General features: G+C 31.0%; 10 protein-coding genes. All 10 read left to right on the top strand.

The annotated features are described in order from the left end of the window. Positions 1-11 precede the first annotated feature (11 nt). The 10 genes from VJY38_RS04395 to VJY38_RS04350 all read left to right on the top strand — a co-directional run bounded on the left by VJY38_RS04395 (position 12) and on the right by VJY38_RS04350 (position 16830). Positions 12-2171, top strand: a complete 2160-nt coding sequence (locus VJY38_RS04395; RefSeq protein ID WP_353679453.1) for a hypothetical protein — start codon at positions 12-14, stop codon at positions 2169-2171. 23 nt (positions 2172-2194) lie between these two features. Continuing rightward, positions 2195-3169: a PorV/PorQ family protein gene (locus VJY38_RS04390; protein WP_353679452.1), complete on the top strand. Its 975-nt coding sequence runs from the start codon at positions 2195-2197 to the stop codon at positions 3167-3169. A 14-nt stretch (positions 3170-3183) separates the two neighbouring features. After that, positions 3184-4407, top strand: coding sequence for an IPT/TIG domain-containing protein (locus VJY38_RS04385; protein ID WP_353679451.1), 1224 nt, complete (start codon positions 3184-3186; stop codon positions 4405-4407). Between the two features lie 25 nt (positions 4408-4432). After that, positions 4433-6067, top strand: coding sequence for a T9SS type A sorting domain-containing protein (locus VJY38_RS04380; RefSeq protein ID WP_353679450.1), 1635 nt, complete (start codon positions 4433-4435; stop codon positions 6065-6067). Positions 6068-6170: 103 nt separating this feature from the next. After that, on the top strand, positions 6171-8081 hold the full coding sequence (locus tag VJY38_RS04375) for an SGNH/GDSL hydrolase family protein (RefSeq protein WP_353679449.1): 1911 nt from the start codon (positions 6171-6173) through the stop codon (positions 8079-8081). Between the two features lie 237 nt (positions 8082-8318). Next, the gene (locus VJY38_RS04370) at positions 8319-10274 is read left to right on the top strand and encodes a sodium:solute symporter family protein (RefSeq protein ID WP_353679448.1); all 1956 of its coding nucleotides are present in this window, start codon (positions 8319-8321) and stop codon (positions 10272-10274) included. 102 nt (positions 10275-10376) lie between these two features. Beyond that, on the top strand, positions 10377-11411 hold the full coding sequence (locus tag VJY38_RS04365) for a glycoside hydrolase family 5 protein (RefSeq protein ID WP_353679447.1): 1035 nt from the start codon (positions 10377-10379) through the stop codon (positions 11409-11411). Positions 11412-11425: 14 nt separating this feature from the next. Further along, positions 11426-13864 (top strand): glycoside hydrolase family 94 protein, encoded by a 2439-nt coding sequence (locus VJY38_RS04360; RefSeq protein ID WP_353679446.1) that lies wholly within the window; start codon positions 11426-11428, stop codon positions 13862-13864. A gap of 76 nt (positions 13865-13940) precedes the next feature. Then, positions 13941-14780 carry a hypothetical protein gene (locus VJY38_RS04355; RefSeq protein ID WP_353679445.1) on the top strand — a complete coding sequence of 280 codons (840 nt, stop codon included), beginning with the start codon at positions 13941-13943 and terminating at the stop codon, positions 14778-14780. Positions 14781-14892: 112 nt separating this feature from the next. Continuing rightward, positions 14893-16830, top strand: coding sequence for a glycoside hydrolase family 127 protein (locus VJY38_RS04350; protein ID WP_353679444.1), 1938 nt, complete (start codon positions 14893-14895; stop codon positions 16828-16830). Positions 16831-16911 lie beyond the last annotated feature (81 nt).

Here is a 16911-nt window from a genome sequence, read left to right as displayed (position 1 = left end):
GAGCTATAAATATGAAGAAAATTTATTTAATGCTATTGCTTATAATGATAATTGTGACATATAAATCATCTAATGCACAGGTATATGGTACTCAACAGCAAGAAGTCAAATGGATTTCTGTTGGGTCATTACGAAATTGGTTTTCGAGCGCAGGAGCAGAAATTGAATTTGGGCGCAGAGGTAGAAGTGGGTTTGTAAATGTTGATCAATTAGATGGTTTAATCTGGCCTTCTGAATATATTAACAATAAAGGTGTAAGTGCTTCTAAGGCACTCTGGATAGGTACAACAAATTATGTAGAAGAAACAGGAACGCTGAAAGGAAAAACATTTCCATATAAAGTAATTTGTATTGGACCAAGAGAAGTTTACTTAGGAAGCGATGTATATCAGGAGAAACTTAAATTAATTGGAAAATTTGAACATCCACAAGTAATAGTAGATGATATAAATGCATCGAACAGAGATTATGATGATGAAGTAGATGAAGTTGATCCAAATTTACCTGCCGATAGAGTTCTTGAAAATGTTGTTCATACAAATATAGGTATAACAATAAAAAGACGAGTTTTAGCATTTTCTCAACAGTATCACGATAATTATTATATATATGAATATACATTTAAGAATACGGGACTTATAATTGATAACTCTGAGGGGAAACCAAAATTAATAAGCAAACCCAAAAAATTAACAGGTGTAATTTTTTTCTGGGAATATAGATATGGATTTGCAGGCGAAGCATACACAAGAGGATGGTTTCCACAGGGTGCAAGTTGGGGTAGAAATACTATTAATGATGTAATGGGTACACCATATCATCCGGGTCCATTCAGGGCAATATGGGCTTATTATGGTCCTCATTCTAATGGACCTGGAGGAGGGCTTGCAGAAGATATTGGTGAACCGAGACCAGATGGTGCTATAATGGCCGGGACAAATTTTGCAGGTGTTGTTGTATTGCATGCTGACAAATCTGCAAAAGATAAATCAGATGACCCCAATCAACCAATTACTACAATATTTACTGGATCAGATAGCCCTGTTCAACCAGTAGACCAGTATAACGAAAATTTAATGACAAGAAAATACACTGAATTTATGATGGGAGGTCATCTACGCCAGAGTCATGCTGAACAAATTGGTAAAGATCCAGTAACTGGTTTACCTACTGCTTTTGCTAATACTTGGGGAGATGATGCTGGAGGTTATTCTGCAACTCAAGGTTTTGGTCCATATGACTTAGAACCAGGAGATAGTATTCGTATTGTTGTTGCCGAGGCTGTAGCTGGTATAGATAGAACTAAAAATAGAGAGGTTGTAAATAAATGGTTTAATAGAATCCCACCTTATGTTTTACCTGATGGCTCTACAACGAATGACAGAAATTTATATAAAAATTTATGGGTTTTCAGCGGTAAGGATTCACTCTTCCAAGCTTTTAGAAGGGCTATGGATAACTTTAATAGGAATTTTAATATTCCTCAACCACCACCACCACCCGAAAGATTTATTGTAAGATCTGCAGGTGGAGGTATATTATTGGAATGGTCTGATAATGCAAGATCATGGCCAAATTTCAATGGTTATAGAATTTATAGAGCCGAAGGAAGAACTGATACTGTCTTTACATTAATATTCGAGACTGATAAGAATAATACAAATACTACTTTTTTGGATACAACCGCTAAACGAGGTTTCAATTATTACTATTACATTCAATCTAAAGATGATGGTTCAACAAATGACATTGAACCTGGTGTTCCGTTAGTAAGTAGTAAATATTATACAATGACAAACAGAGAAGCATTTCTTACACGTTCACCGGGTAATAATCTTTCAAACATTAGAATAGTTCCTAATCCTTACAATATTAGAGCAAGAGATTTGCAATTTGGCATCGATGCACCAGACAGAATTGCATTTTATGGATTACCTCCCGTTTGCAAAATTAGAATATTTACTGAATCTGGAGAACTGATCGAAACAATTGATCATAAAAATTACAGCGGAGATGAACTCTGGCATTCATTAACATCATCTCGACAGGTGATTGTTAGCGGGTTATACATAATTCATATTGAAGTTACAGAAGATTATAAAGATAGTAATGGCAATTTGATATTTAAGAAAGGTGATAGCGTTTACAAAAAGTTGATTGTTATAAGATGAAAAAAATTGTAGGAGATAATAAAGTGAAAACTTTAATGTTAATTTTTTTATTCATAATTGTTACTAATATAAATGCACAACAGAAGTTAGCTCAAACAGGTTTTAATTTCCTGAGTGTTTCAAATGATGCAAGAGCAAGTGCAATTGGAGAAGCTGTAACATCATTCCAGAATTATTCAGGTGCTCTATTTTATAACCCTGCAAGTATGGCACAAATGGATAAATTCTTTAATGCAAATTTTAGTATAAATCAGTGGATTGCAGATATAAAACACATTACTGCAAGCATGATTATATCTCCATTTAATGGTGATATGGGAGTTATTGGTTTTAGTATCCAATCAGTTGATTACGGCGAAGTTGAAGGTACTATGGTTGCTAATAATGAAAAAGGTTATGTAGATACTAAAATAATGAAACCTACAGCCTTAGCTGTTGGAATTGGTTATGCAAAAATGTTGAATGATAAATTTGGTGTGGGTGGACAGGTTAGATATGTTTATCAAAAATTAGGAGAAAGTATAGTTCCAACAAAAGACGGTACAGTAGAAAAAGAAAACAAAGCAAATGCATTAGCATTCGACTTTGGTACAGTTTATAAAACTGGATTTAAGAGCATTACCTTCGGAATGTCTGTAAGAAATTTTTCTAAAGAAGTTAAATATGAAGAAGAAGGATTTCAACTCCCCTTGAATTTTGTAATAGGCATTTCTGCAAATCTCTTTGATTTTGTTAATGTAGGATTGAACAATCAAACATTACTGGTTTCTATTGATTACACACACCCAAGATCAAGACCAGAACAATTAAAGATAGGAACGGAATATCAATTTATGAATATCATTTATTTAAGAGGAGGCTATATTATTGGTAATTACGAAGATAATATAACATTTGGGGTTGGAATTACTTATTCAGGGTTTAATATCGATTATTCATACACTCCTTATGGAATTTTTAATAATGTTCAAAGAATAACTGCAAGAATTTCATTTTAAAAAAAGGTGAAACCATGAAAGGAAGAAAGTTTGTTATTTTTATTGTAGTTATAACAATTGCTGGTTTGATAAAATGTACAAAGTATGAGGAACCACCATTAATTTTTAATCCAGAAAGTCTGCAATTAGCCCCATCTCCAAAAGTAAGTTCAATAATTCCAAAAGATTCTGCCCGTGCAGGTGTACGAGAAATTATAATTAATGGAGAAAATTTTGGAGTTACTCCAGATAACAATACAATCGTTTTTGTAGGAGGTAAAATAACAGAAATAAAAAGTTTATCACCAAATCAAATAGTAATTTATAGACCTCAACTTGAACTCTCAAAATACAACAAACCTCTTGATGTTGTTATCTCAGTTCAGAAAGCTCTTGAACTGGCTAAAATTAAAAACTATAAGATAAACATTCCTTATGAACAATACGGCGACTTTAATAATTATACATATAATTTGTTTGCAATAGAAGTTGATAAACAGGAAAATTTATATATAGCCACAAGAAGAGCATTGTTAAAATATGATGGGAAAGAAATTGTTAGAGTTGGGGGTCAACTGCCAAGCGACTTTTCAAGAGTTAGTGATTTAAAATTTGGACCGGGTGGATTCTTATATGCATTGGTGAGCAAAAATGTTTTGTACAGATTGGATCCAAATACTGGTGCCGAAGAAAAATATCTTACGCTTCCTAAAGAATGTGATAGATTAGATTTTGATCAATATAATAATCTATACACAGCAAAAAAAGATGGTTTATTTATTGTTAAACCAGATAAATCAATAATCACAACTAATCTTTATCAGAGTGTAATAATTACAGATATAAGAGTTTTTAATAATTATTTATATGTAACAAGTGCAGAAAATATCTGGAAACATAGAATACTCGACAATAATGGCACACTTGGAGATCAAGAACCAGTATTAAATGTAAAAAATCAAGGGGCAGATTTTAGTAGAGCTACAATTAGTTCGATAACTTTTGATAAAGATGGGATGATGCTGGTAGTTCTTAAAAATCATCCTAATTATTCGTTGTTTGTTTTAGAAAGTGATGGAACTTTATCACCTTATTACAAGGCAAATATACTTCCCAAATTTATAGATCAAATTGTCTGGGGCAACTCATTTTATCTCTACTTAAATAGAGGAATTACTTTAACCAGAGATTCTGTTCGTGTTTACAGAATGGGTATGGTGAATACAAGTGCACCGTATTACGGAAGAGATAATTTATAATAACTAACTAAAATCAGGAGGTAATATGAAAAAATTCACTGTGTTGTTAACCACGTTTTTGTTACTGGCAGTAGCTTTTACTCTAAATGCTGGACCTAAAAGGGTTATTAATTTAAAATCAATTGTGAATGATGTTCTAATAATTCCAAAAACAGCAGTTCCACCAGTTATAGATGGTGAGTTAGATAATATCTGGCTTCTTACAACAGCAATTCCATTACAAAAATTTGAAAGTGGCAGTTCAGATACAGATAAAGTATATGATGATCATTCCTCGTTTTTCCGTGTATTGTGGGATGATAATAACTTTTACCTGTTTGTGCAGGTAATTGATGATGAATTAGATGCATCAAACAGGGGAGAGCCATGGATGAATGATTGTGTCGAATTATTCCTCGATGGCGATAATTCAAAAGGAAGTACATACGATGGAGTAAATGATGTCCAGTGGAGATGGGTATATGGTGATGATAAATTAGAACAAAGTCAACGAATTAGCAGTGGTCCTGGAGATTTTGTTTTCAAACAAACCGAGGAGGGTTATAATCTTGAAGTTGCAATTCCAAAAGCTCAGGTAGAACCATATATGCCATTAACAGATGAACAAGAAATTGGATTTGAAATTTCGAATGCTGATAGAGACCAGGGAAATAGAGATCATGTAATTCACTGGTGGACAACAGATGGCAATACCTGGCAAAATGCATCTTTATTTGGTACTGCAGTTCTTGACCCCAATGAAGTTGATGAAGTATTGAAAATTAATTACACTGAGTCGGCCCCAATTATTGATGGTGATTTTGATGATACATGGAATAATTCGCTTGAATACAGTTTAACAAGATTAGAAGGTGCACCACTAAGTGATACAATATATACATCATGGAATGACCATTTGTCTTCATTCTGGTGCTTGTGGGATGACAATAACTTTTATTTGTTTGTTAAAGTTACTGATGAAGAATTAGATGCCTCAAATAGGGGAGAACCATGGATGAATGATTGTGTTGAATTATTCCTAGATGGCGATAATTCAAAAGGGACTACATACGATGGAGTAAATGATGTCCAGTGGAGATGGGTATATGGTGATGATAAATTAGAAGAAAGCCAGCGAATTAGTAGTGGACCTGGGACTTATGTATTTAAGAAAACAGATGATGGTTATAATCTTGAAGTTGCAATTCCAAAAGCTCAGGTAGAACCATATATGCCTTTAAAAGATGATCAAGAAATTGGATTTGAAATTTCAAATGCCGATAGAGATAAAGGTAGTAGAAATGATGTTAGACACTGGTGGACAACAGATGGTAACACATGGCAAAATGCATCTTTATTTGGTACAGCAATTCTAACTGGTAAAAAGACTAGTGTAAGATATGAACCTGTTTTGGTTCAGAATTATAGATTAGAACAAAATTATCCAAATCCTTTTAACCCTACAACTAAAATTACATATGCATTGCCAAATGATGGTTATGTAAAACTTGCTGTATATGATATTCTTGGAAATGAAATTAAAACTTTGATAAATCAGTATCAAAAAGCAGGAGTTTACACCGTTGATTTCAATGCTAATAATATGTCAAGCGGCGTATACTTCTATAAACTTATAACAAATAATGTTAACTTAACACGCAAAATGATGCTGATAAAATAATAATTATTTATAAGCGTCTACTAAATTTAGTAGACGCTCTTTTATGAAAAATTAATTTTATAATTTAATATAAACTGTATCTCTTTTGTTAATTTACCATGCGATGAAAAGATCTAACCAAAATGTTTATAATGAAAATAACTTATCTCCACTAAAACGTAAAGTATTTTGGTTAATAACTCTTTCGATACCAATTATTTTTTTAATTGTGCTAGAAATTTTTTTACAATTGATTAACTATGGTGGTAATCTTGATTTGTTTATTGAAGGTCCTGAAGGTTACGAAAATTATTTAAGATGTAATCCAAATGTTGCAAGACGATATTTTACATATCAGTCAATTGTTCCTACTCCACCAAAACAATTAATGCTTAAGATAAAACCTTCAAATGGATTTAGAATTTTTGTAATCGGTGAATCTTCAACTGCTGGATTCCCTTATGGTAATAATGCTTCTTTCCCGATGTACTTGAGAAGGATATTAAAAAAAACATTTCCTGATAAAGAAATAGAAGTAATTAACATATCTATGGCTGCTATTAATTCATATGCATTGTTGGATCTGGTAGATGAAATTGTTGAGTATCAACCTGATGCTCTTCTAATTTATACTGGTCACAATGAATATTATGGTGCACTTGGAGTTGGTTCAACTCAATCTATAGGTAATTTAAGATGGCTTGTAAGAACTTATCTTGAAATGGAAAAGTTTAGAACATTTTTATTTATTAAAGATATTATCGCATGGCTTAAAATTAAATTCGATGCAATTCTGAATAAGAATAATATTCAAAATCAATCTGCTACTTTAATGGAAGAAGTTGTTGCCGAACAAATTATTCCATATAAAAGCTCAATGTATGAAGAAGGGAAAATTCAATTTAAAGAAAATATTGAACGTATTATTAAAATTGCTAAAGCAAGAAATGTTAAGATTATCTTGAGTGAACTTGTAAGTAATTTAAGAGATCAAAAGCCATTTATTTCAATAAATGATAGGTATGGTAACGCAGATAGTTTTTATCAAAAGGCAAAGTATTATGAAAGTATTGGTGATTATATTAAAGCGAAAGAATTTTATATAAAATCAAAAGATCTGGATGCATTAAGATTTAGAGCACCAGAAGAATTTAATTCTATTCTTCATTCATTGGCAAATAAGTATAACGTTCCTATCGTTCCTTTGGTTGATTATTTCGAAAAAGAATCTCCACATGAATTAATTGGAAATAATTTAATGCTCGAACATCTTCATCCAAATAAAGATGGTTATTTCTTAATTGCAAAAGCTTTTTACAACACTTTGAAAGCTTATAAAATAATTGACACTTTATGGAACGATATAAATCTGGACGAAGAAAAAAATGTTGGCATAACAGAGTTGGACAGTGTCTATGCCGATCTATCTGTTAAGCGACTTAAAAGTAGCTGGCCTTTTGTACCAAAAAACAAACCAAATAGTTTTTTTACAGATTTTGTGCCTTCGAATATTTTAGAAGAATTGTCTATAAAAATATTGAAGGATCCCGAATATAGTATTGAAACTGCTCATATGGACTTGGGCAAGTATTACGAAGAAAAAAATCAATTTGATAAAGCATTACTTGAATATAATGCTTTGATTAATTCTATACCTCAGGAAGTTGAATTCCAGATTAATGCTGCTACTGTATTAATTAAAATGAAAAAATATGATGAAGCATTTAATATTCTTAAAAATTCACTTACATATAGAAGTACTTCTTTTGCTTATAAATGGTTGGGACAGATTGAATTATTAAGAAATAATTTCTCTCAAGCAATTTTTTACTTAAAGAAAGCAAATTTACAGGATCCACAGGTGGTCTTTAATTTGTGTCGAGCTTATTATTATAAAAAACAAGTAATAGAAGGAGATAATTACTTTTATATACTTCAAAATATTGCTCCAAGATCTAAATACTACTTTTACTTGTCAAGATTAAGAACATTAGTTAAAAATAATTATGAAATACCTAAGATAGAAATTAATTGATATTGATTGTATATAAAACTCTTTGTAATGAGATTTATGATCTGGTAAATGAAGTAAGAGAATAGATTTAGTAAAATATAATGCACAAAATCTTTTGAGTGAAGTTTATTTTTATCATTTGTGTGCTGTTGATACAATTAATGCTTAAAAAGAAGATTCTAATAAAAATCTTCGATGCTACTTTATTTGCCTTCACAAAAAGTGAAGGCAAAATTTTATCACTTTTAGGAGTTTAAAATGTACCTTCATATAATCGATATCATTATAATTTTGTTATACCTAACAACAACAATAATTATAGGATTTGTAATTTCAAAAAGGGCTTCTAAGGATATTCATAATTATTTCCTTGGTGGAAATCGTCTTCCATGGTGGATGCTTGGAGTTTCAGATGCATCTGGCATGTTCGATATTGCTGGAACAATGCTCATTGTTTACTGGCTTACAGTATATGGAATGAAAAGTATGTGGATTCCATGGATATGGCCAGTTTTTAATCAAATATTTTTGATGGTTTATTTATCACCATGGCTTAGAAGATCAAATGTTATGACAGGAGCTGAATGGATTAAAACAAGATTTGGAACAGATAAAGGTGCAACACTTTCTCACTTTATTGTAGTTATATTTGCATTAATAAGTGTAATTGGTTTTCTATCATATGGATTTAAAGGAATAGGTAAATTTGCTGCGGCATTCTTACCACCATTAGTAACCGATCCTGAAGTTTTGATGCAATATCCTCAAATTAATGCTAATCTGTATGCATTAATTTTAATGGGCATAACAACTCTTTATGTAGTAAAAGGTGGTATGATGAGTGTTGTTGCTACAGAAGTTTTGCAATATTGTATTTTATCGGTTTCTGCAATTGCACTGGGAATAATTGCAATGTATAATATTTCACCTGAAATGATTAACAATGTTGTACCTGAAGGATGGAAAAGTTTATCATTTGGCTGGAGTTTGAATCTGGATTGGTCTACAGTTACTTCAGAAGCTGCTACTAAAGTAAAAGCATTTAATAACTGGATTCTTAATGATGGCTATTCAATGTTTGGATTATTTTTTGGTATGATGATATTTAAAGGAATATTTGTAGCAGCTGCTGGTCCTGCTCCTAATTATGATATGCAAAGAATTCTATCTACAAGAAATCCTAAAGAAGCTGCTAAGATGAATTCTCTTGTTAATGTTGTTCTTAATCCAACAAGATATTTTATGGCTGCTGGATTAACTGTATTGGCTCTTACAAATTTTGATAACTTATATAAAAGTTCTATAACCAGTCCGGATTTTGAAGCAATTTTACCAGAAGTGCTGGCTCATTATGTCCCGGCAGGTTTACTTGGACTTTTAATGGCAGGTTTTATTGCAGCATTTATGAGTAATTTTGCAGCTACCGTTAATGCAGCTCCTGCTTATATTGTTAATGATATTTATAAACGTTATATAAATCCCGATGCACATCCTAAAAAATATGTTAGAATGAGTTATCTGGCTTCCCTTGGTGTCGTAATTGTTGGTATTAGTATTGGCTTTTTTGTTGAATCAATTAATCAAATAGCATTATGGATTGTCTCTTCTCTCTGGGGTGGTTATACTGCAGCAAATGTTTTGAAATGGTATTGGTGGCGTTTTAATGGTTATGGTTATTTCTGGGGAATGGTTGCCGGTATGTCAACTTCTTTAATTTTACTCATGCTTGAAAAAATTGGGATAATAACTTTTATAAATAATTGGCCATTACTTGCCAATCCCAGTATGAACTCTTTTCCTATTATATTTATTAATTCTATTATTGGATGTTTATTAGGTACTTTTCTTACTAAACCAGTAAACGAAAATGTATTGATGAAATTTTATCATAATGTTCGCCCATGGGGCTTCTGGAAACCAATTCATGAAAAAGTTATCAAGTTAGATCCAGAATTTAAAGCAAATAAAAATTTTAAAAGAGACATGTTTAATATTGTAATAGGAATGGCCTGGCAAATTACTTTAATGTCTTCACCTGTATTTCTGGTTTTAAGAGAATATAAGTCATTAATAATTAGCGTTTCTGTTTTAATTATAACTTCATTGATACTGAAATTTAACTGGTGGGATAAACTTGAAGAAAATTATGGTGGTCAACCTTCAGAATTAGATTTATCTTCAATTGAAAAACCAGCTTTGGTTGAAGAAAAGTAAATTGCCATATAAACAAATATAGTAATAATTACTTTGCATTAATATAAATTCTTCATCTCATAAACAAAGTGAGTAATTTGAAAATTAATTATAGGGGTAGAAATGAGTAAATTACTAAAACCTAAGAGTACGTTTTTATTTTTGTTTTTTTCAATATTCATTTTATTATCAAAAACCTTTTGCATACAAATGGATAGTTCTAAAAGCGTAGTTGAGAAGTTTGGTAATTTGCAAGTAAAAGGAACAAAAATTTTAGACAAAAATGGAAATCCAGTTGTTTTAAGAGGGATGAGTCTCTTCTGGAGTCAATTAATGGGGAAATATTATAATTATGATTGCATTAAATGGCTGCGAGATGATTGGAACTGTACAGTAGTTCGTGCTTCTATGGGAATTGAAGAAGCTGATGGAAAATATGGTTATATAAAAAATCCTGATGAAGAGTTTAATAAAATAAAAACAGTTATCGAAGCTTGTATTGATTTAGGAATTTATGTTATTGTCGATTGGCATGATCATAATGCTCATAAACATCCTGAACTTGCAATAGATTTTTTTAAAAGAATAGCTAAACTTTATGGCGATAAACCAAATCTTATTTATGAAATTTATAATGAACCAATGCAGATTTCCTGGGAAAATGATATTAAACCTTATGCAGAAGCTGTAATTAAAAGCATTCGTGAAATTGATCCAGATAATTTAATTATTGTAGGAACATCCACATGGTCTCAAGATGTTGATATAGCAGCAGATGATCCATTAAAATTTGATAACATCGTTTATGCTCTTCACTTTTATGCTGCAAGTCATAAGCAAGCATTAAGAGATAAAGCAATTAAAGCATTAGAAAAAGGGATAGCAATTTTTGTAAGTGAATTTGGAACTTGTGAATACACAGGGAGTGGTTATCTTGATTACGAAGAAACTGATAAGTGGATTAAATTTATGGAAGATAATCATATTAGCTGGTGCAATTGGTCTATTGCAGATAAAAAAGAAACATCTGCTGCTCTTAAGGTTGATAACAAACCAGATGGTAACTGGCAGGATGATGAACTTACAGATTCAGGAAAATTTATTAGAGGAAAAATTAAATCATTTAATAAAACTATTTTTGAATCACTCAAAGACTAAATAAAGAGGTTAAAATGAAATACGGGTATTTTGATGATGCACAAAAAGAATATGTAATAACAAAACCAGATACACCACTACCATGGATTAATTATTTGGGTACAGAAGATTTTTTTGGAATAATATCAAATACTGCTGGAGGTTATTGTTTTTATAGAGATGCACGTAAGTTACGTTTAACTCGTTATCGCTACAATAATATTCCAATGGATAGCAATGGTCGTTATCTTTATATCAAAGATGGCGATACAATCTGGAATCCAATGTGGAAACCAATGCGAGTTAATCTGGATAAATATGAATGTCGACATGGTCTTACATATACTAAAATAACAGGCGAGAAAAATGGTCTTGAAGTTTCGGTATTATATTTTATTCCTTTAGGATATCGAAATGAAGTATGGCATGTAACATTAAAAAATAATTCTAATGAAAATAAAAAAGTTAGAATGTGGAGTTTCATTGAATGGTGTTTGTGGGAAGCTTATGATGATATGACAAATTTCCAGAGAAATTATTCAACTGGACAGGTTGAAATAGAAGAAGGTACTATCTTTCATATCACTGAATATCGTGAACGAAGAAATCATTACGGATATTTTGCCTGTAGTGAAAAAGTTAGTGGATATGATAGTAGCAGAGATGCATTTGTTGGTGTTCATTATGGATTGGATGCACCAAAGGCTATTCTTGATGGAAATTGTAAAAATAGTACTGCTTATGGCTGGCTTCCAATTGGAGTTCATCAAATAGATCTGGAATTAAAAGCTGGAGAAACAAAATTTGTGAACTTTATTTTAGGTTATGCAGAAAATCCTGATGACAAAAAGTATCTTGATAATGGTAAAATAAGAAAAGATGAATTTGAAAAAGTAAAATCAAAGCTTCTTGATACTTCCAATATCCTTGCCGCTTTTGATGAATTAAAAAATTACTGGAGTAATTTATTATCAATCTATAAAACTGAAACACCAGATACTATTGTCAATCGTATGGTTAATATCTGGAATCAATATCAATGTATGGTAACTTTTAATATGTCACGTTCTGCTTCTTTATATGAATCAGGTATTGGTAGAGGAATGGGTTATCGTGATAGCAATCAGGATATACTTGGATTTGTGCATATGATTCCATCAAGAGCACGGCAGAGAATTCTTGATCTGGCTTCTACTCAACTTTCCGATGGAACCTGCTATCATCAATATCAACCTTTAACTAAAAAAGGGAATACTGAAATTGGTGGTGGATTTAATGATGATCCTCTCTGGTTAATTTTATCAACTTCAGCTTATATAAAAGAAACAGGAGATATTAGCATTTTAAATGAAAAGTGTGGCTATGCAGATAATCCAGATTCCGATTCGACTTTGTTAGATCATTTACATTTATCACTTAATTATACCTTAAAAAATAGAGGTCCACATGGTCTGCCTTTAATTGGTCATGCAGATTGGAATGATTGTCTTAATCTTAATTGTTTTTCTACAACTCCTGGTGAAAGTTTTCAAACAGCGGGACATATTGAAAATGATAAAGTTGCCGAATCTGTGATGATTGCCGGATTATTTTGTAAAGCATGTGAAGAAATGGCTGGTATATTGAAATTTATTGGAAAAGAAAATGAATCAAAAGAATATTTGAATCATGCAGAAAATATGCGAAGAACAATTTATGAGTACGGCTGGGATGGTGAATGGTTTTTAAGAGCATATGATGCATTCGGTAGAAAAATTGGATCATCAGAAAATGAAGAAGGAAAAATTTTTATCGAAAGCCAGGGCTGGTGTGTACTGGGAAAAGTTGGTCTTGATAATGGATATGCAGTAAAAGCTCTCGATAGTGTAAAAAAATATCTTGCAACACCAAATGGAATAATACTTCAGCAACCTGCATATTCAAAATATTATGTTCATCTTGGTGAAATTAGTTCTTATCCACCAGGCTATAAAGAAAATGCTGGAATATTTACACACAATAATACATGGATTCAAATAGCCGAAACAATTATTGGTAGAGGTAATCAGGCATTTGAATATTATAAAAGTATTTGTCCACCAACTAAAGAAGAACAAATTGATATATATCGTTCTGAACCTTATGTCTATAGTCAAATGACAGCTGGTAGAGATGCTCCTACGGCAGGAGAAGGAAAAAATTCATGGCTTACTGGAACTGCAGCATGGTCTTTTGTAGCAATATCGCAATATATTCTGGGAATTCGCCCGGATTTTGATGGTTTAATTGTTGATCCATGTATCCCAGATAACTGGGAAAAGTTTACAGTAACAAGAAAATTTAGAAATTGTACTTACGTTATCACGATTATTAATCAAGAAAAAATAAGTAAAGGAGTAAAATCAATATTACTTGATGGTAAACCAATTTCTGGTAATAAAATCCCACCATTAAATGATGGTAAGATTCATAATGTCGAAGTTGTGATGGGATAAAATTTTAGTGTGGATGCTTGTTTTACATCCACACTTTTCTTTATTTGTTCATTATAATTATTAAATTGAGGTTATAATGAACAAAGAGGGATTTTCAAGAGGAGGGCAAATTTCATTTTTGTTATCACTCCTTTTAATTATTCTTGTTCTGGTTGCAAGTTCATCGGGTGTTTTTATTAAAGAAACTTACATTAGAGAAGTAAAATATTTTGCATATCAGGGTATTGGACAGGACATTGTCAACTTAATAATCGTTATACCTGCAATGATAGTCACATTAATTCTTTCCTATAGAAAAAATGATAATGCACTTACTATTTGGAGTGGCATTTTATTGTATTTGTTATACTCATACGCAATTTATTGCTTTTCGATGCATTTTAATTTTTTGTTCCTTGTCTATTGTGCAATATTTGGTCTCTCATTTTATTTATTTGTTTTCAATTTAATATCACTATCGAATATTAGCAGTAATTATTCAATAAATAATAAATTAATAAAACTTACCAGCATATTTTTAATATTTCTCTCATTGTTGTTTTATATGTTGTGGTTATCTGAGATAATTACTGCATTAATTAAAAATGAACTTCCGAAAAGTGTAATTGAAAATGGTATTCTTACCAATCCTGTCCATGTACTGGATCTATCTATAATACTTCCAGCCTTTATTATTACTGCAATTTTATTGATGAAAAGAAAGCCTATCGCTTTTATATTAACTCCCATTCTTTTAAGCTTTAGTTTATTTATGGAATTAGCAATTATTGGAATGATGATCGTGCTCTACTTGAGTGGATTTGAAAATGATATATCAATAGCAATAATATTCACTTTCATTACAATAATATCTTCTACTTTGTTATTGATCTTTATGAGAAATTTAAAAGTAGAAATCATAGTTCAAGAAAAATAGTTTATGATGAACTTTTTGAAGTCATAAAATTTATATTAGATAATTAAATTAATGTGAAGTACCTAATACTTTTTTTCAATAAATTATTTATCAAAATTAAAAGGTGTTATAAATGAAAAGAATTATATTTTTTTCATTGTTGTTTTACATTACAATCCACACACAAGAAATTTCAAACTACTCAAGTTATCCAATTTCTTCTGTAAGTATAAGAAATGTAAAACTCAACGATAATTTCTGGTTACCAAAGATTAATAAAATTCAGAATGTAACAATCCCACACGCATTTGATAAATGCGAAAAAGAAGGGAGAATGGATAATTTTCTGGTTGCAGGTGGAAAGAAAAAAGGAACATACAAAGGTAAAATGCCTTTCGATGATACGGATCTTTACAAGATAATTGAAGGAGCGTCTTATTCATTAATAAGTAATTATTCATCAGATTTAGATAAGTATCTTGATTCAATAATTTCAATCATTAAAATTGGTCAGGAACCTGATGGTTATATTACAACATGGTTTACAATAGACAGAGAAAAACCACCAGCCTGGTGGGTTAAGCCTTCTAAGAATAGATGGGAAAATGAAATAAGCAGTCATGAACTTTATAATAGTGGTCATCTATTTGAAGCTGCTGCAGCTCATTATTATGCAACAGGCAAAAGAAATTTTCTGGATATTGCAATTAAAAATGCTGATTTACTTGTTGAGAATTTTGGTCCAGAAAAGTTACATGCTCCGCCCGGGCATCAGATAGTTGAAACAGGGTTAATTAAACTTTATCAGATTACTGGTAACAATAAATATCTACAACTTGCAAAATATTTTCTTGATATAAGAGGTGATTCAACTACTCATAAATTATATGGTGAATACAGTCAGGATCATCTTCCAGTTATAAAACAAACTGAAGCAGTGGGTCATGCTGTAAGAGCACTTTATATGTATGCAGGTATGACAGATATTGCAGTGATATTTAAAGATACAAATTATCTTAATGCAGTAAATAAAATCTGGGAAAATATTACAACAAAAAAAATGTATATCACTGGTGGATTGGGTTCTAAACATGAAGGAGAAGCTTTTGGTAGTAACTACGAACTTCCAAACCTGACAGCATATAACGAAACATGTGCTGCAATTGCAAGTGTTTACTGGAATCATCGCCTGTTTCTTCTTACTGGCAATTCAAAATATTTTGATATAATTGAACGGACTCTTTATAATGGTTTGATTTCTGGTATTTCACTGGATGGCAAAAATTTTTTCTATCCAAATCCTTTAGAAAGTGATGGTAAGTTTCAATTCAATATGGGTGCATGTACAAGACAACCATGGTTCGATTGTTCATGTTGTCCAACTAATTTAATTAGATTTATTCCTTCAATTCCTTCTTTAATATATGCTACAAATAAAGACACTGTTTATGTGAATTTATTTATTGCAAGCAATACTCAAATGACAATTAATGGAAATCAAATACAATTAAATCAAGTTACTGATTATCCGTGGGATGGAAAAATCACAATTAATATCAAAACAGAAAAGGAAACTAATTTTACTTTGAAGATACGAATTCCATACTGGGCTAAAAACCAGGCAGTTCCTGGTGATTTATATTCTTACGTAAATAAAATTGAAGATAAAATTGTATTAATGATCAATAACAGAACACAAAATCTAAATTTTGAAAAAGGATATGCAGTGATTTCTAAAAAGTGGTTAGATGGTGATAAAGTCGAATTAATTTTACCTATGGAAATACGCAAAGTTATTGCGAATGAGAAAGTTGAAGAAGATAAAAATAAAATTGCTTTTGAGTATGGTCCTTTTGTTTATTGTGCAGAAGAAATTGATAATGAAAATATTTCTGAAATAATTATTCCAGAAGAATTGAACCTTAAACCTGAATTAAAAAATATTTCATCAGAAAAATTTATTTCACTATCTGGAAAAATTAATGAGAAAGATTTTATCTTGATTCCATATTACTTATGGTCGAATAGAGGAATTGGTAAGATGAAAGTATGGTTTCCCGAAAAACAATAGAAAGTAAAAATAGAATTAAAAATTTATTACCTAATTAGTCAATGACGCTATCTGGCTATTTTTTATCGATGTTTGGCTACA

Source organism: Rosettibacter firmus, from assembly GCF_036860695.1.
Classification (GTDB): Bacteria; Bacteroidota; Ignavibacteria; order Ignavibacteriales; family Melioribacteraceae; genus Rosettibacter; species Rosettibacter firmus.
This window is presented reverse-complemented; position numbering and strand designations above follow the sequence as displayed.